At 56.2% G+C, this 21,643-nt stretch carries 23 protein-coding genes and 1 pseudogene; 9 read left to right on the plus strand and 15 right to left on the minus strand.

What is annotated here, in order from left to right:
* The first annotated feature begins 177 nt into the window (after positions 1–177).
* Positions 178–1,230, plus strand: coding sequence for an NAD(P)-dependent alcohol dehydrogenase (locus tag EBA31_RS23385; protein ID WP_020837152.1), 1,053 nt, complete (start codon positions 178–180; stop codon positions 1,228–1,230).
* A 34-nt stretch (positions 1,231–1,264) separates the two neighbouring features.
* Here EBA31_RS23385 and maa read toward each other — a convergent pair whose 3' ends face one another.
* The 5 genes from maa to EBA31_RS23410 all read right to left on the minus strand — a co-directional run bounded on the left by maa (position 1,265) and on the right by EBA31_RS23410 (position 4,631).
* Positions 1,265–1,822, minus strand: coding sequence for a maltose O-acetyltransferase (gene maa, locus EBA31_RS23390; RefSeq protein ID WP_020837153.1), 558 nt, complete (start codon positions 1,820–1,822; stop codon positions 1,265–1,267).
* Between the two features lie 166 nt (positions 1,823–1,988).
* Complete coding sequence (locus EBA31_RS23395; protein ID WP_020837154.1) at positions 1,989–2,342, minus strand: MmcQ/YjbR family DNA-binding protein; 354 nt, start codon at positions 2,340–2,342, stop codon at positions 1,989–1,991.
* 4 nt (positions 2,343–2,346) lie between these two features.
* Entirely contained in the window at positions 2,347–2,763 is a 417-nt protein-coding gene (locus tag EBA31_RS23400) for a secondary thiamine-phosphate synthase enzyme YjbQ (RefSeq protein WP_017894193.1), read from the minus strand.
* Between the two features lie 126 nt (positions 2,764–2,889).
* A complete protein-coding gene (locus EBA31_RS23405) occupies positions 2,890–4,083 on the minus strand; it encodes an amino acid aminotransferase (protein WP_122080331.1) in 1,194 nt (397 codons plus the stop codon).
* A gap of 80 nt (positions 4,084–4,163) precedes the next feature.
* Positions 4,164–4,631: an Lrp/AsnC family transcriptional regulator gene (locus tag EBA31_RS23410; protein WP_122080332.1), complete on the minus strand. Its 468-nt coding sequence runs from the start codon at positions 4,629–4,631 to the stop codon at positions 4,164–4,166.
* 214 nt (positions 4,632–4,845) lie between these two features.
* Between EBA31_RS23410 and EBA31_RS23415 the strand changes: the two genes are divergently transcribed.
* On the plus strand, positions 4,846–5,613 hold the full coding sequence (locus tag EBA31_RS23415; RefSeq protein ID WP_122080333.1) for a transporter substrate-binding domain-containing protein: 768 nt from the start codon (positions 4,846–4,848) through the stop codon (positions 5,611–5,613).
* Between the two features lie 42 nt (positions 5,614–5,655).
* Here EBA31_RS23415 and alr read toward each other — a convergent pair whose 3' ends face one another.
* The gene (alr, locus tag EBA31_RS23420) at positions 5,656–6,735 is read right to left on the minus strand and encodes an alanine racemase (RefSeq protein WP_122080334.1); all 1,080 of its coding nucleotides are present in this window, start codon (positions 6,733–6,735) and stop codon (positions 5,656–5,658) included.
* A 17-nt stretch (positions 6,736–6,752) separates the two neighbouring features.
* On the minus strand, positions 6,753–8,177 hold the full coding sequence (gene dnaB / locus EBA31_RS23425; RefSeq protein ID WP_020837159.1) for a replicative DNA helicase: 1,425 nt from the start codon (positions 8,175–8,177) through the stop codon (positions 6,753–6,755).
* A 180-nt stretch (positions 8,178–8,357) separates the two neighbouring features.
* Between dnaB and EBA31_RS23430 the strand changes: the two genes are divergently transcribed.
* Both EBA31_RS23430 and EBA31_RS23435 read left to right on the plus strand, forming a co-directional pair.
* The gene (locus EBA31_RS23430; protein ID WP_122080335.1) at positions 8,358–9,347 is read left to right on the plus strand and encodes a quinone oxidoreductase; all 990 of its coding nucleotides are present in this window, start codon (positions 8,358–8,360) and stop codon (positions 9,345–9,347) included.
* Positions 9,348–9,464: 117 nt separating this feature from the next.
* Complete coding sequence (locus EBA31_RS23435; RefSeq protein ID WP_041415033.1) at positions 9,465–9,896, plus strand: lysozyme inhibitor LprI family protein; 432 nt, start codon at positions 9,465–9,467, stop codon at positions 9,894–9,896.
* A 313-nt stretch (positions 9,897–10,209) separates the two neighbouring features.
* On the opposite strand, the gene pspG is transcribed toward EBA31_RS23435, so the two are convergent.
* Together pspG and dusA are read right to left on the minus strand one after the other, a co-directional pair.
* Positions 10,210–10,428 carry an envelope stress response protein PspG gene (gene pspG / locus EBA31_RS23440; protein ID WP_020837162.1) on the minus strand — a complete coding sequence of 73 codons (219 nt, stop codon included), beginning with the start codon at positions 10,426–10,428 and terminating at the stop codon, positions 10,210–10,212.
* A gap of 158 nt (positions 10,429–10,586) precedes the next feature.
* A pseudogene (dusA, locus tag EBA31_RS23445) lies at positions 10,587–11,596 on the minus strand (tRNA dihydrouridine(20/20a) synthase DusA).
* A gap of 204 nt (positions 11,597–11,800) precedes the next feature.
* On the opposite strand from dusA, the gene EBA31_RS23450 reads away from it, so the two are divergent.
* The 4 genes from EBA31_RS23450 to zur all read left to right on the plus strand — a co-directional run bounded on the left by EBA31_RS23450 (position 11,801) and on the right by zur (position 14,318).
* Positions 11,801–12,334, plus strand: coding sequence for a tetratricopeptide repeat protein (locus EBA31_RS23450; RefSeq protein WP_020837164.1), 534 nt, complete (start codon positions 11,801–11,803; stop codon positions 12,332–12,334).
* Positions 12,335–12,376: 42 nt separating this feature from the next.
* On the plus strand, positions 12,377–12,865 hold the full coding sequence (locus tag EBA31_RS23455; protein WP_122080336.1) for an RNA polymerase sigma factor: 489 nt from the start codon (positions 12,377–12,379) through the stop codon (positions 12,863–12,865).
* Positions 12,862–13,620 (plus strand): anti-sigma factor, encoded by a 759-nt coding sequence (locus tag EBA31_RS23460; RefSeq protein ID WP_122080337.1) that lies wholly within the window; start codon positions 12,862–12,864, stop codon positions 13,618–13,620. Before EBA31_RS23455 ends, EBA31_RS23460 begins: the two co-directional genes overlap by 4 nt.
* A 185-nt stretch (positions 13,621–13,805) precedes the next feature.
* Positions 13,806–14,318, plus strand: a complete 513-nt coding sequence (gene zur, locus EBA31_RS23465; protein ID WP_041415728.1) for a zinc uptake transcriptional repressor Zur — start codon at positions 13,806–13,808, stop codon at positions 14,316–14,318.
* Between the two features lie 104 nt (positions 14,319–14,422).
* On the opposite strand, the gene EBA31_RS23470 is transcribed toward zur, so the two are convergent.
* The 4 genes from EBA31_RS23470 to EBA31_RS23485 form a co-directional block, all read right to left on the minus strand.
* Positions 14,423–14,632: a CsbD family protein gene (locus EBA31_RS23470; protein ID WP_017894203.1), complete on the minus strand. Its 210-nt coding sequence runs from the start codon at positions 14,630–14,632 to the stop codon at positions 14,423–14,425.
* A 286-nt stretch (positions 14,633–14,918) separates the two neighbouring features.
* Entirely contained in the window at positions 14,919–16,283 is a 1,365-nt protein-coding gene (gene dinF / locus EBA31_RS23475) for an MATE family efflux transporter DinF (RefSeq protein ID WP_020837168.1), read from the minus strand.
* Positions 16,284–16,384: 101 nt separating this feature from the next.
* Complete coding sequence (lexA, locus tag EBA31_RS23480) at positions 16,385–16,993, minus strand: transcriptional repressor LexA (protein WP_037416119.1); 609 nt, start codon at positions 16,991–16,993, stop codon at positions 16,385–16,387.
* A gap of 121 nt (positions 16,994–17,114) precedes the next feature.
* Positions 17,115–17,483: a diacylglycerol kinase gene (locus tag EBA31_RS23485; RefSeq protein ID WP_020837169.1), complete on the minus strand. Its 369-nt coding sequence runs from the start codon at positions 17,481–17,483 to the stop codon at positions 17,115–17,117.
* A 148-nt stretch (positions 17,484–17,631) separates the two neighbouring features.
* On the opposite strand from EBA31_RS23485, the gene plsB reads away from it, so the two are divergent.
* Positions 17,632–20,097 carry a glycerol-3-phosphate 1-O-acyltransferase PlsB gene (gene plsB / locus EBA31_RS23490; RefSeq protein WP_041415036.1) on the plus strand — a complete coding sequence of 822 codons (2,466 nt, stop codon included), beginning with the start codon at positions 17,632–17,634 and terminating at the stop codon, positions 20,095–20,097.
* 59 nt (positions 20,098–20,156) lie between these two features.
* Here plsB and ubiA read toward each other — a convergent pair whose 3' ends face one another.
* Both ubiA and ubiC read right to left on the minus strand, forming a co-directional pair.
* Positions 20,157–21,050: a 4-hydroxybenzoate octaprenyltransferase gene (gene ubiA / locus EBA31_RS23495; RefSeq protein WP_041415038.1), complete on the minus strand. Its 894-nt coding sequence runs from the start codon at positions 21,048–21,050 to the stop codon at positions 20,157–20,159.
* Positions 21,047–21,571, minus strand: coding sequence for a chorismate lyase (gene ubiC / locus EBA31_RS23500; protein ID WP_122080338.1), 525 nt, complete (start codon positions 21,569–21,571; stop codon positions 21,047–21,049). Before ubiC ends, ubiA begins: the two co-directional genes overlap by 4 nt.
* Between the last annotated feature and the right edge of the window lie 72 nt (positions 21,572–21,643).

Genomic DNA, 21,643 nt, shown 5'->3' on the forward strand with positions numbered 1-21,643 from the left:
TTTCGGTCAAATTGAACAGAAACAGGCAAGATTTAGACATTTTCAGGCATTTCCCTCCCCGCTCTCAGCTTTTATCATCAATGTTCCCTCTGTGGCCCTTTGCCGTACTCAGGCCACGTCTACCGGCACCCTACTGCCGGAAGCCGTTCCCCCCATACACTGATGACTGGAGTTACCATGAACATTACGCACGCCTATGCCGCGCATGACGCCAAATCAGCGTTAGTTCCTTTTGATTACACGCCGCGCACCTTGCGCGACCACGATGTGCAAATCAAGGTTCTGTTCTGTGGCGTCTGCCATTCGGATTTACACCAGGCCCGCAACGAATGGAACAACACCCTTTTTCCGGTGGTTCCCGGCCACGAAATTGTGGGGCGCGTGAGTGCCGTCGGCAACCATGTGTCACGCTATCAGGTCGGCGATTTGGTCGGCGTGGGCTGTATGGTGGACTCCTGCCGCAGCTGTCCGAGCTGTGACGAGGGTCTGGAGCAATATTGTGAAAATGGGTTTACCGGCACCTATAACGGTGAGGATCGACAAACCGGCGCCACCACCTACGGCGGCTACTCCACCGATATGGTGGTAGATCAGGACTTTGTACTTCGCGTACCGGAAAACCTCGATCCTGCCGGTGTCGCCCCCTTACTGTGCGCCGGTATCACCACCTATTCCCCGCTGCGTCAATGGGGCGCCGGTCCGGGTAAAAAGGTGGGCATCGTCGGTCTCGGCGGGCTGGGGCACATGGGCGTTAAACTGGCCCGGGCGATGGGAGCGCATGTGGTGCTGTTCACGACTTCAGCGTCCAAAGTCGAAGATGCCAAACGCCTCGGCGCTCACGAAGTGGTGATCTCACGCAATCCGGAAGAGATGGCGCAGCACACCAACAGTTTCGATTTTATTCTTAACACGGTGGCGGCCCAGCACGATCTGAACCCGTTCCTCAATCTGCTGCGCCGTGACGGCACCCTGACGCTGGTTGGCGCACCGGAGCATGACCACCCGTCACCGCAGGTGTTTAACCTGATCATGAAGCGTCGTCGCATCGCCGGTTCACTGATTGGCGGCATTGCAGAAACCCAGGAGATGCTGGATTTCTGCGGCCAGCACGGCATTACCTCGGATATCGAACTGATCCCGATGCAGCAAATCAATGAAGCCTTCGAGCGGATGCTGAAAAGCGACGTGAAATATCGCTTCGTGGTGGATATCGACTCTTTGCGAGCCTAAGCCTCTCGGGCGCCCACAGCGGCGCCCGATTTTCTTACAGCTGCTTTATCACTCGCGCCGGATTGCCGCCGACCACGCAGTTCGCAGGCACGTCCTTGGTCACCACCGCACCGGACGCCACCACCACGTTATCCCCCAGCGTAACGCCGGGATTAATCACCGCACGACCGCCAATCCACACATTATTGCCAATGCGCACCGGCTTGCCGAACTCCGCCCCGCCCACGCGGGTTTCCGCATCCAGCGGATGAGTGGCGGTATAAATATGCACTCCAGGTGCCAGCAGGCAGTTATCACCGATATGCACTTCGCATACGTCGAGGATCACGCAGTCAAAATTGGCGTAGAAATTCTTCCCCAGATAGATGTTGTAGCCGTAATCGCAGCGAAACGTCGGCTCGATAGTGCCCCCCTGATACTGGCCCAACAATTCTGCCAATCCCTGTTTACGCAGGTCGCCCTCATCCGGTGACGAATGGTTGTAACGGTGGACCAATTGGCGTGCGCGCTTGCGCTCGCTGCGCAACAGTTCGTCGCCGGCGTCGTACAATTCACCGGCAATCATTTTGCGTTTTTCTTCACTCATCGCCATCTCGCGGCATCCTTTGGTATTTCGGCTTATTGATTAAAAAGCCTAGTCTTTCCTCATCCACAATAAAACGGGAACGTTCCCAATATCGAATCGCGATCACAGTTTGGCGGGAAAACAGAAGAAATAAACGAAGGGCTCAGGCAGGCGCTACACCTGCCCTTTATGGCTAGGCGCGCAGCTCCTGGCGAACGTGGTCGGGTAACCCTTCCAGCACCAGCTGATAGGAACTGTCGATCAACGTATAGAACTGCGAGTTCGGCAGGTTGCCATCAAGAAACACCGTATTCCAGTGTGCCTTGTTCAGACCGACGCAGGGGACGATCTCCGGGTGATGCTCCCGTAGGCTTTCCGCCAGTTCCGGGCTGGATTTTACCGCCAAAGCAGGTCGTCCCTGTACCTCGCACACCATGGCGAACATAACGTCGCCGACTTTGATCTGACTGGCCTGCCACTGGTTCTGGTCGCTCTGTTCCGCGCCCGGCTTCGCCATGCAGTATTCCAGCAGTGCTGTGTTATTCATTGGGTTATTCCCCCTGTAACGTGGCCACAACCCGGCGTGAACCGCCGTGGATGCGGTGCTCCCCCAGCCAAATTCCCTGCCATGTGCCCAGCATCAGCCGCCCGTGACCGACAGGCAGCGTCAACGACGTGCCCAACAGAGAGGATTTGATGTGCGCCGGCATGTCGTCCGGCCCTTCATAGTCGTGCTGATAGGGTGCGTTCTCTGGCACCTGACGCAGGAAATGCTGCTCCATGTCGGCTCGCACCGTAGGATCGCAGTTCTCGTTCAGCGTCAGCGAGGCCGAGGTATGCTGCAATAACAGATGCAGCAGGCCAGTTTGCAGGCGGTGTAAGTGGGTTAGCTGGTCAGTAATCTCTTCGGTAACCAGATGAAAACCACGCGCTTTTGCGCTGAGGATTAGCGTTTGCTGATGCCACATAAGTGAGCGCCCCTCAATCAGTATATTCTCTCTCCAGTTTGCGGCAACTCTGGCGGCAAACCGACAACAAAAAAGGAGCGATATCGCTATCGCTCCCTGGCTAACGTCAGTTTACCCTAACAGCTTTTACTGCACGGCGGCAAACGCCTCGGCCACCTGATGCACGTTGTGGTGGTTCAGGCCCGCCATGCAAACGCGTCCGCTGTGGATCAGGTACACGCCGAACTCTTCACGCAGGCGATCAACCTGTGCGGCGCTGAAGCCGGTGTAGCTGAACATGCCGCGCTGTGCCAGCAGATAATCGAAGTTCCGTTGCGGCAGGGCGATTTTCAGCGCTTCCACCAGCGTCTTGCGCATCTCGAGAATACGGGTACGCATGGTTTCCACTTCGGCCAACCACTGGGCTTTCAGCTGCGTGTCGTTCAGCACCTTCGCCACCACCTGCGCACCGAAGTTCGGCGGGCTGGAGTAGTTGCGACGCACCGTGGCCTTCAGTTGCCCCAACACGCGTCCGGCCGCTTCTTCGCTTTCACACACCACCGACAGGCCGCCGACGCGTTCGCCGTACAGCGAGAAAATTTTCGAGAAGGAATTGCTCACCAGGCATGGCAAACCGGCCGCGGCAATAGTGCGGATAGCGTAGGCGTCATCGGCAATGCCGCCGCCGAAGCCCTGATAAGCGATATCGAGGAATGGGATCAGTTCACGCTCGGCGATCACTTTGACCACTTCATCCCACTGAGTGTGGGTCAGGTCGGAACCTGTCGGGTTATGGCAGCACGGGTGCAGCAGTGCGATGCTGTGCTTCGGCAGCTGTTTCAACGCGCTCAGCATGACGTCAAATTTCACGCCCAGGCTTTCGCTGTCGAAGTACGGATAGGTGTTCACTTTGAACCCAGCGCCGCCAAAGATGGCAACGTGGTTTTCCCAGGTCGGATCGCTGACCCACACCTGCGAATCCGGGAAGTAGCTTTTCAGGAAGTCGGCACCGACTTTCAGCGCGCCGGAACCGCCCACGGTTTGAATGGTGGCGATGCGCCCTTGCTGCAGCATCGGGTGTTCGGCACCGAACAGCAAATGTTGGATCGCCGTGCGGTAAGGCAGCAGACCTTCCATCGGCAGGTACACCGATGCCCCATGATCCACACTGTTCAGCTGCGCTTCTGCCGCAGCAACCGCTTTCATCTGTGGGATAATGCCCTGCTCATCATAGTAAAGGCCGATACTCAGGTTAACCTTGTGCGCACGTGAGTCTTTTTTGAATTTTTCCATCAGCGACAGGATCGGGTCACCTGCGTAGGCATCAACATTCTGGAACACGGATTATTCTCCTGGATTATGGTGAGTAGGCACAGCGTTACGCTCCTAATATAGACGGAAAAGGCCGTTCAGTTTGAGCTTTATCTCGCAACCGGCAACAAACCATTTTCCTTGATTCGGTTGAGCACCACCGCCGTTTTGATATGCGCCACGCTTTTGTGGCGGGACAGCGTCTGGCTGATCAAATCGTCCAGTGCCGGCAGGTCCGCCACCGCAACCTTCAGCAGATAATCAGCATCGCCGGTGGTTTTGTAAGCGTCAAGAATGGCGTTCACTTCTTCCAGCATCTGATGGAAACTGTCGATCTGCTCCTGAGCATGGTGGGTCAGGCTCACTTCTATCAGGCCAACCAACCCTAGCCCGACGGCCTCCGGTGCCAGTCGCGCGTGGTAACCGCGGATCAGTTGCGCCTGTTCCAGGCTGATACGCCGCCGCGAACACTGGGATGCCGACAGCCCCACCAGATCGCTCAGCTCCTGATTGGTCAGACGGCCATTGGCCTGTAACAGCGTCAGGATTTTCATATCAAAATCGTCAATGTTGTACATAGCCACCTGTAAACTGTGTTAATAAATGTTGACGTTACAGCCTATCAGTTTTTTGACTGTGGATACCCTTCCCGCGCCGAGGTTGTGAAGCGCACAGCAGCAATGCCGGACGTTTCCGCCTGCCAATGGCATAAAAAACGGGTAACTCGCGCAAGTCAGCAACAATGAGCGGTTAAATAGCGCATAAAACCACGAATGTATAATAAGGACGCCGATGAAAAGATTTCTCCCTCTCGCACTGCTGGTTGCCGCCGGAAGCGCTAGCGCACAATCGCATTTGGATAAGGTGATACAACAAGGCACGCTGGAAGTGTGCACCACCGGCGATTACAAACCCTATACCTTCCTGAAAGAAGACGGCAGCTACGAAGGCATTGATATCGCCATGGCGGAATCGCTGGCAAAAAGCCTGGGCGCCAAGGTGAAATGGGTGAAAACCAGTTGGAAAACCCTGACGCCGGACTTTGTCGCCGGCAAATGTGATATCGCCATGGGCGGCATCTCGGTCACGCTGCAACGTCAAAAGCAGGTGTTCTTCGCCGACCCGTTGGATACCGACGGCAAGATCCCTTTGGTGCGCTGCACCGACGTGAAGAAATACCGCACCATTGACCAGATCAATAAACCGTCCGTGCGCCTGCTTGAGCCGGCAGGCGGCACCAACGAGGCCTTTGTCCACGCCTATCTGCCCAAGGCCAAACTGACGTTGACCCATGATAATTTGGGGATTTTCCAGCAGTTGGTCGACAAGAAAGCCGATGTGATGATCACCGACGCTTCCGAGGCGCAGTATCAGCAAAAACGCTATCCGAAGCTGTGCGCGGTCAACCCGAAAAAGCCGATGCAGTATGGCGAAAAGGCTTACATGCTGCCGCGTGACGATTTGAGCTGGAAGCTGTATGTGGATCAGTGGCTGCACCTGGCCAAGGAGACCGGTGAGTATCAAAGCATTATCGATCAGTGGTTGGCAGTGAAGAAGTAACTCAATATAACGGGGCCGCTGCCTGGCGGCCCCTCAATGGACTTATTCGCCGATATATTCCATCGCCACGCGCTGCGTCAGTTTGGTAATCAGTTCATAAGCACTGATGCCGGTGCATTCGGCGATGCGTTCGACCGGTAACTCCTGCCCCCACAGCACCACCTCATCCCCGACCTTGTCGGTCGCGTTCGGCCCCAGATCGACCGACATCATGTCCATCGACACCCGGCCCACAATCGGCACTTCACGGCCGTTGAGCCACACCGGCGTACCGGAAGGCGCGCTGCGCGGGTAACCGTCGCCGTAACCCATCGCCACCACGCCCAAGCGAGTATCACCTTCACTGACCCAGGTACCGCCGTAGCCTACGGACTCGCCGGCCTTGTGCTCACGCACCGCGATCAGGTTGGACTTGAGCGTCATCGCTGGCTGCAGATCAAACTGGCTGCCGTTGGCGTCCTCCATCGGCGAGACGCCATACAGGATAATGCCTGGGCGAACCCAGTCGTTATGCGCATCCGGCCACAGCAGGGTACCGCCGGAGGCGGCAATAGAACGCTGGCCCGGTTTGCCGCGGGCAAACTGTTCAAAGCACTGCATTTGTTTGAGCGTGGCATCGGAACTCGGCTCATCGGCACGGCTGAAGTGGCTCATGATATTGACCGGCTGCACCACATTGCGGCAGGCGCTCAGACGCTGATAAAACGCCTCGGCATGCTCAGGGCGGACCCCCAGACGATGCATGCCGGTATCCAGCTTCATCCACACCGGCACCGGACGCGCCAGCGTGGCCTGCTCCAGCGCTTCAAGCTGTTCGATACTGTGCACGGCGGTTTCGATGTTATTGGCCACCAGCACCGGCAGATCCTCGGCCGAGAAGAAGCCCTCGAGCATCAGGATGGGTTTGACGATGCCGCCGGAGCGCAGCTTCAACGCCTCGCCAATGCGGGCCACGCCGTAACAGTCGGCATCTTGCAGGGTGTGGGCTGTTTCCAGCAGGCCATGTCCATAAGCGTTTGCTTTCACAACGGCAATCAGGCGACTTTGCGGCGCCTGACGGCGCACCTGTTGCAGATTATGTCGCAGAGCGCGGCGGTCGATTACAGCGGTTGCCGCTTTCATTTCAGTTCCTTAGCTGATTATTCGTCATCATACTGTGGCCCCGCATAGTTATCGAAGCGCGACCACTGGCCGTTAAAGGTAAGGCGTACGGTACCGATTGGGCCGTTACGCTGCTTACCCAGAATAATTTCGGCAATCCCTTTCAGATCGCTGTTCTCGTGATAAACCTCATCACGGTAGATGAACATAATCAGGTCGGCGTCCTGCTCGATGGAGCCTGACTCACGCAGGTCGGAGTTGACCGGGCGCTTGTCGGCACGCTGCTCCAGGCTTCGGTTCAGCTGCGACAGCGCCACCACCGGTACCTGCAGCTCTTTCGCCAGGGCTTTTAACGAGCGGGAGATCTCGGCAATTTCCAACGTTCGGTTGTCGGAGAGCGACGGCACGCGCATCAACTGCAGGTAGTCGATCATGATCAGGCTGATGCCGTCATGTTCACGGAAAATACGCCGCGCACGGGAGCGCACTTCGGTTGGCGTCAGGCCGGAGGAGTCGTCAATGTACATATTGCGCTTCTCCAGCAGGATACCCATGGTGCTGGAAATTCGCGCCCAGTCCTCGTCATCGAGCTGGCCGGTACGGATACGGGTCTGGTCCACACGTGACAGCGAGGCCAGCATACGCATCATGATCTGATTGCAGGGCATTTCCAGGCTGAAAATCAGCACGGGCTTGTCCTGCGTCATCGCGGCGTGTTCGCACAGGTTCATGGCGAAGGTGGTTTTGCCCATTGCAGGACGGGCAGCGACGATGATCAGATCCGATTTTTGCAAACCGGCGGTTTTCTTATTGAGATCCTGATAGCCGGTATCTACCCCGGTCACGCCATCGTGCGGCTGCTGATACAGCTGCTCAATACGCGCAACGGTATCTTCCAGGATACGCTCGATCCCTTTCGGACCCTCATCTTTACTGGCGCGGTTTTCCGCGATTTGGAATACCCGCGATTCGGCTAAATCGAGCAGATCTTCGCTGCTGCGCCCTTGCGGATCGTAGCCGGCGTCAGCGATCTCATTGGCCACCGAGATCATCTCGCGCACTACCGCACGTTCACGCACGATATCCGCATAAGCGCCGATGTTGGCAGCGCTTGGGGTGTTTTTCGATAATTCGGCCAGATAGGCGAAGCCGCCGACAGAGTCCAGTTCGCCCCGCTGTTCCAGCGATTCGGACAGGGTGATCAAATCGATAGGCCGACTCATCTCCAGCAGGCGCTGCATCTCGGTAAAGATCAGGCGGTGCGGGCGGCTGAAGAAATCATTGGAGACCACGCGTTCCGCCACGTTATCCCAGCGTTCGTTATCCAGCATCAAACCGCCCAACACTGACTGCTCAGCCTCCAGCGAATGTGGCGGCATCTTCAGCCCTTCCATCTGGCGATCGCGTGGACGTTCTCTGGCTTCGTCTGCGTTTGTTTTGTTGGTTGGTTTTTTTCCTGCCATGAAGCGTATTCTTAATCCGGTTGCGAATGAAGGATCCTGACGCGAGAGTATACGTGATTTTTATCTGTGATTCCTGCGGCATAACCGATGCAAAAAAGGTATCAATCCGCGCGCGGACAAACTGGATCGCCAATACTAAAACGCGTAGGGTGAAATCAGACACCCACACGAGGTACTGATATGGCCAAGCGCATTCAATTCTCCGCCACCGGCGGCCCTGAAGTGTTGCAATACGTTGATTTTACCCCACCAGACCCGGCAGCCGGTGAGGTGCAGATCGAGAACAAGGCGATCGGCATCAACTATATCGACACCTACATACGCAGCGGGTTATACCCGCCCGCCAGCCTGCCAAGTGGGTTGGGCACCGAGGCGGCCGGGGTGGTCACCAAGATCGGCGCAGGAGTCAGCGCGCTGAAGCCGGGTGACCGCGTGGTTTACGCCCAGTCAACGCTCGGTGCTTACAGCGAAGTGCACAACGTCGCGCAGGAAAAAGTGGCCATCCTGCCGCACAATTTGAGTTTCGAGCAAGGGGCAGCCTCATTCCTGAAGGGGCTGACGGTGCATTACCTGCTGCGTCAAACCCATGAGGTGCAGCCGGGTGAAGTATTCCTGTTCCATGCTGCCGCAGGCGGTGTCGGGTTGATTGCCTGCCAGTGGGCCAAAGCGCTCGGGGCGAGGTTAATCGGCAGCGTCGGTTCCGACGAAAAAGCCGAGCTGGCGAAGCGTGCCGGCGCCTGGGCCACCATCAATTACCATAAGGAAGACATCGCCCAGCGCGTCGCCGAACTGACCCAGGGCGAAAAAGTCGGCGTGGTGTATGACTCTGTGGGCCAAAGTACCTGGCAAGCCTCGCTCAATAGCCTCAAGCGACGTGGGCTGATGGTGAGTTTTGGCAATGCCTCCGGCCCGGTTACCGGAGTCGATCTGGCATTGCTTAACCAGAAAGGCTCTCTGTATGTCACCCGCCCTTCCCTCAATGGCTACATCACCAGCCGCGCGGAGCTGCACTTTGCCAGCAATGAGCTGTTTTCATTGATCGGCAGCGGGGCTATCAAGGTCGACGTGAAAGAAGAGCAGAAGTTTGCGCTGGCTGACGCACAACGTGCGCATCAGGTGCTGGAAAGCCGTAATACCAGCGGCTCAAGCCTGCTGATCCCTGGTCGTTGAGTTGGAAAAAAGATCGGTAAAATTAGGTATAACGTGCGGTGGTACATCGTCTAAAGGCGAAGAGTGGAATATGATCTTCCGGCAATTCACGTTGTTCAATAGGGAAATAGCTCTGAAATGAAAATAAAAATGCTGGTTACAGCGCTGGTTTTCGCCGCAGCTCCAGCGTTGGCCACCGCAGCGCAGGCAGCGACGCCAAACGCAGAAAAAGACGCATTGATGAAATACCCTTACTCTGCCGCCTATACGCAATGTATGAGCAAACCAGATCTCAATACACCAAGTATGGCTGCCTGCATTGAAACAGAGTTCAAGCTCTGGGATGCACGCCTGAACAAGTCCTATAAGGAAGCGCTCAAGTTTAAGGCAGCCCCAAAAGCCTGGCGTGAGGCACAGCGTAACTGGCTGAAGTTCAAAGACAGCCAATGCCAGGCGCTGGTGGCAGCACCGCATGGCTCCGGCGATGCGTTGGATGCGGCTTCATGCGAACTGAACATGACCATTGAACGTACGTTGCAACTTGAAAGCGACAACTGGCCAAGATCTTAATATTGCTGGATTATCAGTAACAAAAAGGGCTCCGTAAGGAGCCCTTTTTGTTACTGCGTTTGTAGGGGTAGAGCAGAGTCCGCCAGAGACAGTGGGTTGCTTGAGCAACGCTCGTATTGGGTATTATTGTCTCTTGCGGTGATGAAATCGGTCGCATCGCTGCATCGGCAAACATCCTAACAGCCCCGAGGCGCAAAAAAAATGGCTAATACGCCGCACCGGCCGTTTAAACGTCAAGCTGTGATCGCTGCCGCATTAAGAACGCCTCTGTTGCTCGATTTTCAGCGTGACCGACTGATTATTCGACAAAAAATTAATAGCGGCGTATTGAAGGCTTCTGCATTGAACGGTAGATCCAAACGCCAACCACCGCCAAAATCAGCCACGGCAACAGCTTAATCACCATCGCAAACAGCCCGCCAATCAGCATGAATGCCGCGGCCACCAGCAACGCCGCGAATACGCCCAGCAACGAAATGCCCGTCACCATCAGCATGACGACAAAGCCGACCAGAAAGAAGAGTTCCAACATGATTTTGCTCCTTCGCAAAACAAAGTATCTGCGAAGGTATTACAAGAAGCGTGCCAAAATGGTGAGAGGACTAAGTTATTGAAATTGAAAAAAGGCATGCCACATCACGCAACATGCCTGGTCAAAAACACTAACTGTTAGTCAGAATTTTATCTCTATTACGCCATCTCGGTGCGCGGTAGGCGAACCAAATCCAGCGCCTGCTCAACCACGCGTGCATCGGCCCCTGGCTTATGGGCATTCTCACTCAGGTGACGGCGCCACTGACGGGCACCGGGCACGCCCTGGAACAACCCAAGGATATGGCGGGTGATATGGCCCAAATAAGTGCCCTTCGACAGCTCGCGTTCAATGTACGGATACAACGATTCGATAATCGCTATGCTGTCCATAACTTCGCTTTGGCAGCCAAACAGTTCACTGTCGACCCGCGCCAGAATGCCCGGGTTCTGGTAGGCTTCGCGCCCCATCATCACGCCATCCAGATGCTGCAGATGCTGTTTCGCCTCTTCCAGCGTTTTCACCCCCCGTTAATCGCCAGAGTGAGCGTCGGGAAATCCCTTTTTAACTGGTACACGCGCGGATAATCCAGCGGCGGCACTTCGCGGTTTTCTTTCGGACTCAGGCCCGACAGCCATGCCTTGCGGGCATGAATGGTAAACATGTCACATTCACCGCGCCCGGCGACGGTGGCGATGAAATCGCACAGAAACTCGTAGCTGTCCTGATCGTCAATACCAATGCGGGTTTTCACCGTCACCGGGATCGACACCACGTCGCGCATCGCCTTGATGCAGTCGGCAACCAGCGTTGCCTGCCCCATCAGGCAGGCACCGAACATGCCGTTCTGTACCCTATCCGACGGGCAACCGACGTTGAGGTTGATCTCGTCATAGCCGCGCTGCTCAGCCAGTTTGGCGCAGTGCGCCAGCGCAGCCGGATCGCTGCCGCCCAGTTGCAGCGCCACAGGATGTTCTTCTTCGCTGTAGGCCAGATAGTCGCCCTTACCGTGGATAATCGCGCCGGTAGTCACCATCTCGGTGTACAGCAAGGTTTCCTTGGTCAACAAGCGGTGGAAGTAACGGCAATGACGATCGGTCCAGTCGAGCATCGGCGCGATGGAAAAACGATTGGCGGCGTATTTTGGGGCGTTATTGTCTGTCGTCATGCTGGGCTACTGGCTACCTGATTCTGTCTGGGGTTCAACGAACGGCATGCTGCCGCAAACGGCTATTATAACGACAATCGGCGGCGTTGGGAAAACCGCTGTGTCGCCGATAAAAAAGCACCGGCAAAAGCGAATAAAAAGAGGCTGTCAGGTGTTCTCTCTGTAAGGCCGCAGTTCTGCGTCCTTCATGATGAGGAAATAACCATGAACAGTTTCGTTAAACGCCTGCTGCTGCCAGTCATTGCCGGTTCACTGCTGTTTTCCTGTACCGCTCTGGCGATGGGCGGCGATGGCAGCGGTCAAACCACGCCAACCTGCCCCAAAGGCCAGATATACGATACGAAAACCAAAACCTGCATGGTGGATAAAAGCAGCATGGTCAGCGACAACGATCGCACGAACTATGCCTATGCGCTGGCCAAAAGCGGCCGCTATCAGGAAGCGCTGGATGTGCTGAATACCCTCAAAGATCCCAACACTGCCGTGGCGCTGAATTACCGCGGCTATGCCACCCGCAAGCTCGGCCGCACCGACGAAGGGATCGGCTACTATTTAAAATCAGTGGCGCTCGATCCGAAATACCCCAAAGTCCGCGAATACCTGGGTGAGGCTTATATGATCAAAGGGCGTCAGGACCTGGCGAAGGAGCAGCTTAAGGTTATTCAATCGCTGTGCGGTACCGGTTGTGAAGAGTACCGAGATCTGGCGGCGGCTATCGATCATCACCCTGAATCGTAAAACCCGGAGGCAAACATCAGCAGCGACGCGATCCGCAACGAAATCGGCCAATATCTCTCCCGCCTGTGGCGCTATGGCTTGGTGCTGACCCACCGGCGGGACGTAGCCGACGACTTGGTTCAGGCCACCTGCGTGCGGGCGTTGGAACGCGCCGCACAGTTTGCCGTGGGAACGCGTATGGACCGCTGGTTATTTTCCATTCTTCACTCCATCTGGTTGAACGAGGTCCGCTCTCAGCACATTCGCCAGGGACAGGGCTTTGTCGACGTTGACGAACTGGCCGGTGCGGAAAACGGCGAGCAGCCGATTTGGGCCAATGAGGTGATGCAACGGGTTAATCAACTGCCGGAGGCGCAGCGCAATACGTTGTTTCTGGTGTACGTGGAGGAACTTTCTTACCGGGAAGCCGCTGAGGTGCTGGGTGTGCCCATTGGCACCATCATGAGCCGTCTGGCGGCGGCACGGCTGCGGTTGGCGAACGACAGCCTGCTGCAAACCCGTACCCCGCAGGTAAAAGGAGAACAATCATGAGTTCAGCCTACGCAACGGATGAACTGCTGGTCGCCTATCTGGATAATCAGTTGGACCCACAGCAACGCCACCGGCTGGAACAGCGTCTGGCCGGCGAACCGGCGTTGGCAGAACGCTTGTCGTTGCTGGAGCGCAGCAGCTTGCCCTTTAAGCAAGCCTTTGCGCCTTTGCTTGATGAAGCGCCGGTGCAAAGATTGCAGTCAAAATTGCCACTTATCGTCCCCTCGCCACCGCACGCTATCAGCCGCCGTGGCCTGATTGCCGCCGCCGTCGCTTTTCTGGCATTGGGCATCGCAGGCGATCGCGCCTATCTGCAGCTCAGCCAACCGGATGACAACTGGCGGAGCCTGGTCGCTCAATATATGGCGTTGTACACCCCGGAAACGCTGATGGGCTTTGAAGGCTCCGCAGCGCAGATTGCCAATCAACTACAGCACACCAGTGATCGGCTGGGCATCGCGCTTCCTCTGTCGCAACTGACGTTGCAAGGGGCCGAACTGAAAAACGCCCGTGTGCTGGCGTACGACGATCGCCGTATTGCTCAATTGACCTGGCTGGATGCGCGGTACGGTGTATTGGCACTGTGTATTATCCAGCAACCGGGCAAGTCGCAGCCCGCCGAGAGCGAACAACGCCTGGGAATGAATGTGGTCTATTGGTCCGATAGCAGACACAGTTTCATGCTGATTGGCCATAATCCGGCAGTGGAAATGGTCAGATTGGCCAGTCAATTACAGCGTTCGCTGACTGCCTAAGAGCCCACGCAAAGCCATAGCCTGCGAGAACGGCACGGAACATCGTGAATACCATCACATTTCTGGCTAACAACGGGCGCTAAACCGGACGTTTAATGCGCCATACTGGCAGAAAAGTGGTCGACTCTCGGCGATTTGGCTGAAGCATGGTAAAATCGGCTTTTTTACGTACCGGGAAATTTGCCATGAACTCAAGCACCCAGGAAAAGCTGCTGGCGCAGGCTGAACAACTCTGTCAGCAACGCAATGTGCGGCTGACACCGCAGCGGCTGGAAGTGTTACGCCTGATGGCACAACAGCCCGGTGCCATCAGCGCTTACGACCTGCTGGATTTGCTGCGCGTAGCCGAACCCCAGGCCAAACCCCCCACGGTTTACCGTGCATTGGATTTCCTGTTGGAACAAGGCTTTATTCATCGCGTGGAATCGGCGAACAGCTATGTGTTGTGCCATCATTTCGAGCAGCCGATGCATACTTCCGCACTGTTTATTTGCGATCGTTGCGGCCAGGTGACTGAGCGTACGACCGAAGGGATCGAAGAGACGCTGCAAAAGCTGGCGAAAGAGTCAGGATTTGCCCTGCGTCACAGCGTGGTAGAAGCCCATGGCCTGTGTGAGGGTTGCGTTGAGGTAGAAGCCTGCGATAGCAAACATGATTGCGGCGAACACGATCACAGCATCGCGATCAAGAAGAAATAAGAGGGTATCAGGTACCTCCCTGTACCTTCGGCCATAGCGTCAAGGGGATGAAACGCCTGGCCATCAGCATAGTTTACGGCCGCAATCCGCTGCGGCCTATCGCACTACCAGCGATACTTGTTGTGGTCTTCCCAGGATTTCACTTCTTTCTCGGCCGCCTCTTTCTGGTAGCCGTAGCGTTCCTGAATTTTACCGACAAGCTGTTCGCGTTTCCCTTCAATGACCGTCAAATCGTCATCGGTCAGCTTGCCCCATTTTTCCTTCACTTTCCCTTTAAACTGCTTCCAGTTACCGTCGGCTTGATCTTTGTTCATAACCTCTCCGTTACCTGTGATTAGTCAGTTTTAAAAACTTGTCGCTGGGCTTAACTGAGTAATAATCATGGTCAATTGACCTAAAATGAAGGGAATGTCATTCCAATTCATTCCGCCAGCCACATGATTAACTATAGCAACAGATATCGATAAAGAACAAAAAACCAGAATAAAAATTCAACAAACTAACAAAATGCAGTAAAACACCCGAAATAACAGTCAGTAAGCGGGACTAAATCGACGCGATAATATGTAACTCAATATGAATACAAAACATTAGTTAATTTTATGATAACGTCTCATTGTGAGCCGTTGGATCCGCGGCAAACCAGGTACCGCGCAGCCTGTGGCGGTGCCAAATCCAGCCGAGCGCGATGCCGCGCAGAGAAAGAAAGACCGCCAGCGCCAGCCATAAACCATGATTGCCCAAGACGGGTACGGTCAGCAGCGTTAAACCATAGCCGGCCGCCGCCACGGCCATGCTGTTGCGCATTTCTGCTCCTCGGGTGGCGCCAATAAACATGCCGTCCAGCAAATAGCACCATACGCCCACCAATGGCAGCACCACCTGCCACGGCAGATAGTGGCCGGCCAGCGCACGCAGTTCCGGTAACGAGGTCAAGGCGGCGATAATATGCTGACCGGCAACGGCATAAACCAGGCCAAAGGCCAACGCGACCAGACAGGCTTGTCGGCAAGCCGCACGCCACACCTTGCGCAGTTGGCTATCGTCACGCGCGCCATAGGCATGGCCAGAATGCGCTTCAACCGCGTAGGCAAAACCGTCGAGCGCATAGGCGGTAAAGGTCAGTAAGTTCATCAGCACCGCATTCACCGCCACCACTTCGCCGCCAAGCCGGGCACCGAAGATGGTCAAAGAAGCGAAACACAGCTGCAGCAGCAGGGAACGCAGCATAATGTCGCGGTTCAGCGCCAGCAAACGCCGCAGGTTGCCACGCCAGGCAGTGCGCAGCATCGGCATGGAAATGCCACGTAGGCGCATGACCCGCCAGGACAGCCATAAGCCCAGCAGCAGCGTGGCATACTCAGAAATAGCGGTCGCCGTCGCCGCACCTTGCACGTTCCAGCCCAGCCCCATCACCAGCCAGATATCCAGTACAATATTCAATAAATTGCCGACAATCAGCAGGATCACCGGCGCACGTACGTATTGCACGCCAAGCAGCCAGCCCAGGATAACCATGTTCGCCAATGCCGCCGGCGCGCTCAGCCAGCGGATCTCGAGGAATAATCGGGCCTGCTCCAGCACCGCCTCGTCGCCACCGACGATTTTCAGCGCCAGTTCGATCAGCGGATGGCGCAGCAAGACAATGGCCACACCGGCCAACGCCGCCAGCAGCAGCGGTTGCATAAAGGCGCGCGCCAATCCCTGTGGGTTTTGTGCGCCCAGAGCCTGCGCAGTCAGACCGGTGGTGCTCATACGCAGGAACAACAACAGCATGAACAGGAAGCTGGTCGCCATCGCTCCCACCGCCACACCGCCCAGATAAACAGGGCTGTCGAGGTGACCGATCACTGCGGTATCCACCAGCCCAAGCAACGGCACGGTGATATTGGAGAAAATCATTGGCAGCGCCAGGCGCCACAAGGCTTTATCGGTATCGCTGGTGAAGGCGGAGAGCAGGCGCATAGTGAAATGTTCCCGTGGCAATGCGGTTTTAATCGGTCAGAAATGACATCGCCCCAGAGCTGGGGCGATTTAAATCAAAGGGCAGCGTGCAGGCTTATGGGTTAAACCCAGTCGCCGTTGCGGATCACGCCGACCGCCAAGCCTTCAATGGTGAAGTTCTGCTGACGCAGATCAACCACAATCGGCTGGAATTCACTGTTTTCCGGTAGCAGCTCAACCACGTTACCGTGCTTTTTCAGCCGCTTGACCGTAACTTCATCTTCGATGCGCGCCACAACCACCTGGCCATTACGCACGTCCTGAGTTTTATGCACCGCCAGCAGATCACCGTCCAGAATACCGATATCACGCATCGACATACCGTTAACCCGCAGCAGGAAATCCGCGCTCGGTTTGAACAGGGAAGGATCCACCTTGTAGTGGCCTTCGATATGCTGCTGCGCCAGCAGCGGCTCACCGGCAGCCACACGGCCAATCAGCGGTAAACCCTCTTCATCTTCCATCAGCAACCGAATGCCGCGCGAAGCGCCGGAGACAATTTCGATGACGCCTTTACGCGCCAGCGCTTTCAGATGTTCTTCTGCGGCATTTGGCGAACGGAACCCCAGACGCATGGCGATCTCGGCACGCGTCGGCGGCATGCCAGTTGACGAAATATGATCGCGAATCAGATCATAGACCTCTTGCTGTCTGGTAGTTAGTGCTTTCATTCCGCCCCCTGTTTGTTTATACAGTCTTGCTGTGAGTATATACAGGTAAGTGCGGCTTGGGAACCGAAGAATGAATAAAAATCAGGGATTAGCGACCCGGATCGCAACGAGCTTGCTCTGCTCAGACAAAGTGCTGCCACAGCACCGTGCCCCAAACAAACAGCGCCAAAATCACCGCCAACAATACCGCCGCCGACCCCATATCCTTGGCCCGGCCGGACAGCTCGTGATACTCGGTCCCCACCCGGTCAACAATCGCCTCAATCGCGCTGTTGAGCATCTCGACAATCATCACCAGCACCACCGACCCAATCAGTAAAATGCGCGCTATCGCACCCACGTCCAGCCAAATCGCCAGTATGATAGCCAGCACGGTTACCACCAACTCCTGGCGGAACGCCGCTTCGTGCTGCCAGGCAGCGGAAAAACCTTTATAAGAGTAGCCGGCGGCTTTAATAATACGGGTCAGGCCGGTTGCTTGGTTCGTCATGTTTTTAGTGCCTTTCGCAGAGGTAAGTCATAATTAAACAGTCTAGGCCAGGAAGCGCTCACGACTCCCGGTTTTCCAACACCACAGATCTGCTACCCGGTTTCTGGTATGCTTGCGGCGCATTGCTAACAAGAGGCTTCACGTTGTTATGTCAGGTTGGCGTAAAATTTATTATAAACTATTGAATTTACCACTCAAATTGTTGGTAAGAAGTAAGGTTATCCCTTCAGATCCGGTCACGGAGTTAGGGTTGGATCCCTCACGGCCGATTTTGTATGTTTTACCTTATAATTCCAAGGCGGATTTACTGACGCTGCGCACCCAGTGCCTGGCGCAGGATTTGCCCGATCCTCTCGAACCGCTGGAAATAGACGGCACCGTGCTGCCCAGCCACGTGTTTATTCACGACGGCCCGCGCGTATTCCGCTACTACACGCCGAAAGAAGAGTCGGTAAAACTGTTCCACGACTATCTGGATCTGCACCGCAGTAACCCGGATCTCGATATTCAGATGCTGCCGGTTTCGGTGATGTTTGGCCGCTCTCCGGGGCGCGAAGGCCACGGCACACCGCATCTGCGCTTGCTAAATGGCGTGCAGAAATTCTTCGCCGTGCTGTGGCTCGGCCGCGATAGCTTTGTGCGCTTCTCCAATACCGTTTCGCTGCGCCGCATGGCGACCGAGCACGGTACGGACAAGATCATCGCGCAAAAGCTGGCTCGCGTAGCCCGGATGCACTTCTCACGTCAGCGTCTGGCCGCCGTAGGCCCAAGCCTGCCGGCCCGTCAGGACCTGTTCAACAAGCTGTTGGCGTCCAAAGCGATCGAAAAAGCGGTCGAAGACGAAGCGCGCAGTAAAAAAATCTCCCACGAAAAAGCCCAGCAAAATGCCATTGCATTGATGGAAGAGATTGCCGCCGACTTCTCTTATGAGACGGTGCGCCTTTCCGACCGTGTGCTGAGCTGGACCTGGAACCGCTTGTATCAGGGCATCAACGTCACCAACGCCGAACGCGTGCGTCAGCTGGCGCAGGACGGCCACGAGATCGTGTATGTGCCCTGTCACCGCAGCCACATGGACTATCTGCTGTTGTCCTATGTGTTGTACCACCAGGGCCTGGTGCCGCCGCACATTGCTGCAGGTATTAACCTCAACTTCTGGCCGGCCGGGCCGATCTTCCGCCGCCTGGGCGCGTTCTTTATCCGCCGGACCTTCAAAGGCAACAAGCTGTACTCGACGGTGTTCCGTGAATACCTCGGCGAGCTGTTTACCCGCGGTTACTCGGTGGAATATTTTGTCGAAGGCGGGCGTTCCCGTACCGGGCGTTTGCTGGAGCCGAAGACCGGCACCCTGTCGATGACCATTCAGGCGATGCTGCGCGGCGGGGCCCGCCCTATCACGCTGGTGCCGATCTACATCGGTTACGAGCACGTGATGGAAGTGGGAACCTACGCCAAAGAGCTGCGTGGTGCCACCAAGGAAAAAGAGAGCCTGCTGCAGATGCTGCGCGGCCTGCGCAAACTGCGTAATCTCGGCCAGGGCTACGTGAACTTCGGCGATCCCCTGCCGTTGACCACCTACCTGAACCAGAATGTGCCGCAGTGGCGCGAATCGATTGACCCGATCGAATCCCAGCGCCCAAGCTGGCTGACGCCGACGGTCAACGATCTGGCGGCCAAGATTATGGTGCGCATCAACAATGCCGCAGCGGCCAACGCCATGAACCTGTGTTCCACGGCGTTACTGGCTTCTCGCCAGCGCTCGTTGACCCGCGAGCAGTTGCTTGAACAGTTGGAATGCTATCTGCAACTGATGCGCAACGTGCCTTATGCCGATGACGTTACCGTGCCGACTCAAACGCCGGATGAGTTGCTGGATCACGCGCTGAACATGAACAAGTTCGAGGTGGAGAAGGATAACATCGGCGATATCATCATTCTGCCGCGCGAGCAGGCGGTGCTGATGACCTATTACCGCAACAATATCCATCACCTGCTGGTTCTGCCGTCTCTGATTGCCACTATCGTGATGCACCATCGCCGGGTATCTCGCGCTGAACTGCTGCGCCAGATTGGTTTGATTTACCCGATGCTGAAAGCCGAGCTGTTCCTGCACAACGACAAGGAACAACTGCCGGAAGTGCTGCAACCGCTGATCGAGGAAATGATCCGTCAGCAATTGATCTGCGATAAAGGCGACGATCTGGTACTGAATCCAGCACGCATCCGTCCGTTGCAGCTGCTGGCCGCCGGTGTCCGTGAAACCTTGCAGCGCTACGCCATCACCATGTCTATCCTCAGCGCCAACCCGAGCATTAACCGCGGTGCGCTGGAGAAAGAGAGCCGTATCATGGCGCAGCGTTTATCCGTGTTGCACGGCATCAACGCACCGGAGTTCTTCGACAAGGCGGTATTCTCCACTCTGGTGGCTACGTTGCGTGAAGAGGGCTACATCAATGATATTGGCGATGCGGTGCGTGAGCACACCCTAGAGGTGTACAACATGCTGAGCGACCTGATTACCCCGGAAATCAAACTGACCATTGAAAGCGTCAGCATGCCGGCGGAAACCAACGCTCTGCCAGAAGCGGTTGAACTGGAAGAGAAAGACCAGTAATACGTTGATAAAGAAAACAAAAGGCACCCCAGGGTGCCTTTTTTACTGTCCGAACGCGGTCAACTTTGCCAGTAACTCAACGCAATACCGATAAACAGTACCAGCCCGACGTAGTTGTTATCCAGGAACGCTTTGAAGCAGGCATCCCGTTCACGACCGGCAATTTGTTTTTGCTGATGGATAAACAGGGCTCCCGCCAGCAACAGCGACCAATAAAACGCGCCGCTCAACTGTGCCAGATAGCCCACCCACAGCATCAGCAGCAAGGTGGCGAACTGCAGCAGGCCGACGATCAGTTTGTCGTAACGGCCGAACAAAATGGCGGTGGATTTCACGCCAATCTTCAGATCATCGTCGCGATCGACCATGGCATACAGCGTATCGTAAGCTACCGTCCAGCAGATGTTGGCCAGCAGCAGCAGCCAGCAGCTCAGCGGCAGCGATTCGCTGACGGCGGCGTAGGCCATCGGAATGCCCCAACCAAACGCGGCGCCCAATACGAACTGCGGCAAATGAGTGACCCGCTTCATAAACGGATAGGCCCATGCCAGCGCCAACGCCGCCAGAGACAGCCAGATGGTCATCGCATTCAGCGTCAGCACCAGCGCGAACGAAATCAGCACCAGCACCACAAACAGGATCTTGGCCTCTTTTTCGCTCACCCGGCCGCTGGGCATTGGGCGTCCGGCGGTACGCTTCACATGGCCATCGACGGCGCGATCGGCATAATCATTCACCACACAGCCGGCGGCACGCATCAGAAAAACCCCGACCACAAACACCAGCAGGATAGACAACGACGGCACGCCCTTCCCCGCCAGCCACAGCGCCCACAGCGTCGGCCACAGCAACAGCAAGGTGCCAATAGGTTTATCGATGCGCATCAGATGGCTATAAGCCTGCCATTTACTTTGAATCACGCTTCCCTCCAAGGTATTTCCTCTCCTCATCATTCGGGGTCAGTACTGCCCGCGGCGTACAGCGGCGAAGCCGGTAGAAACAGTTCGGTCAGCAACAGCGGTTTACCCGCCAGCCGCAGGCGGGAACGGCGTGCCCACAGCGCATCTTGCCGACCGATATGGATGTAATCGCGAGTTAACTCGTCGCTGCTAAAAAGATAGCGCCCCAACGGCAATGTGCCCAAATCCACCAGCGCCAAATCCGGGCCGGTCAGAGTTTCCTGCGGGATCACCGTACGCCCCAGCAGCCAGGGCTGGTTGTCGCCCAACAGCACGATTTCACGCAGCCAGTATCGTGGGCTCTCAGGAAGATGGTCGGCTTCTTCGCCCAGTTGATCGCGGGTGATAAAACACTCGCGCTGCGGCTCAACGTGCACGCGCCCGCAGTGACGTTCAAAGCGGCGGGTCATGGATCCTAACTCCATCAGCCAATCACTGACGGCGGCCGGTGGCGGAGATTGTTGTGCGGATAACCACTCCAACGGCGGCAGGATGGAATCCTTATTGCCAGACATTGCTCTACTCCATGCCTGACGCCGCGCCCTGCGGCCGCGCCAGACCAGACAAACTGTTAACAGTCGACCATT

The sequence above is a fragment of the Serratia sp. P2ACOL2 genome (assembly GCF_003691565.1).
GTDB classification, from domain to species: domain Bacteria; phylum Pseudomonadota; class Gammaproteobacteria; order Enterobacterales; family Enterobacteriaceae; genus Serratia; species Serratia liquefaciens.

What these genes read in the sequence shown, in the direction of transcription:
- EBA31_RS23430 (WP_122080335.1), top strand. Translation starts at nt 8,358, where the DNA reads ATGGCCAAGCGCATTCAATTCTCCGCCACCGGCGGCCCTGAAGTGTTG.
- dnaB (WP_020837159.1), bottom strand. Translation starts at nt 8,177, where the DNA reads ATGGCAGGAAAAAAACCAACCAACAAAACAAACGCAGACGAAGCCAGA.
- lexA (WP_037416119.1), bottom strand. Translation starts at nt 16,993, where the DNA reads ATGAAAGCACTAACTACCAGACAGCAAGAGGTCTATGATCTGATTCGC.
- dinF (WP_020837168.1), bottom strand. Translation starts at nt 16,283, where the DNA reads ATGCGCCTGCTCTCCGCCTTCACCAGCGATACCGATAAAGCCTTGTGG.
- alr (WP_122080334.1), bottom strand. Translation starts at nt 6,735, where the DNA reads ATGAAAGCGGCAACCGCTGTAATCGACCGCCGCGCTCTGCGACATAAT.
- EBA31_RS23385 (WP_020837152.1), top strand. Translation starts at nt 178, where the DNA reads ATGAACATTACGCACGCCTATGCCGCGCATGACGCCAAATCAGCGTTA.
- pspG (WP_020837162.1), bottom strand. Translation starts at nt 10,428, where the DNA reads ATGTTGGAACTCTTCTTTCTGGTCGGCTTTGTCGTCATGCTGATGGTG.
- zur (WP_041415728.1), top strand. Translation starts at nt 13,806, where the DNA reads ATGAACTCAAGCACCCAGGAAAAGCTGCTGGCGCAGGCTGAACAACTC.
- plsB (WP_041415036.1), top strand. Translation starts at nt 17,632, where the DNA reads ATGTCAGGTTGGCGTAAAATTTATTATAAACTATTGAATTTACCACTC.
- EBA31_RS23435 (WP_041415033.1), top strand. Translation starts at nt 9,465, where the DNA reads ATGAAAATAAAAATGCTGGTTACAGCGCTGGTTTTCGCCGCAGCTCCA.
- EBA31_RS23415 (WP_122080333.1), top strand. Translation starts at nt 4,846, where the DNA reads ATGAAAAGATTTCTCCCTCTCGCACTGCTGGTTGCCGCCGGAAGCGCT.
- EBA31_RS23470 (WP_017894203.1), bottom strand. Translation starts at nt 14,632, where the DNA reads ATGAACAAAGATCAAGCCGACGGTAACTGGAAGCAGTTTAAAGGGAAA.
- EBA31_RS23395 (WP_020837154.1), bottom strand. Translation starts at nt 2,342, where the DNA reads ATGAATAACACAGCACTGCTGGAATACTGCATGGCGAAGCCGGGCGCG.
- EBA31_RS23400 (WP_017894193.1), bottom strand. Translation starts at nt 2,763, where the DNA reads ATGTGGCATCAGCAAACGCTAATCCTCAGCGCAAAAGCGCGTGGTTTT.
- ubiC (WP_122080338.1), bottom strand. Translation starts at nt 21,571, where the DNA reads ATGTCTGGCAATAAGGATTCCATCCTGCCGCCGTTGGAGTGGTTATCC.
- EBA31_RS23485 (WP_020837169.1), bottom strand. Translation starts at nt 17,483, where the DNA reads ATGACGAACCAAGCAACCGGCCTGACCCGTATTATTAAAGCCGCCGGC.
- EBA31_RS23460 (WP_122080337.1), top strand. Translation starts at nt 12,862, where the DNA reads ATGAGTTCAGCCTACGCAACGGATGAACTGCTGGTCGCCTATCTGGAT.
- maa (WP_020837153.1), bottom strand. Translation starts at nt 1,822, where the DNA reads ATGGCGATGAGTGAAGAAAAACGCAAAATGATTGCCGGTGAATTGTAC.
- EBA31_RS23450 (WP_020837164.1), top strand. Translation starts at nt 11,801, where the DNA reads ATGAACAGTTTCGTTAAACGCCTGCTGCTGCCAGTCATTGCCGGTTCA.
- EBA31_RS23410 (WP_122080332.1), bottom strand. Translation starts at nt 4,631, where the DNA reads ATGTACAACATTGACGATTTTGATATGAAAATCCTGACGCTGTTACAG.
- ubiA (WP_041415038.1), bottom strand. Translation starts at nt 21,050, where the DNA reads ATGATGAGGAGAGGAAATACCTTGGAGGGAAGCGTGATTCAAAGTAAA.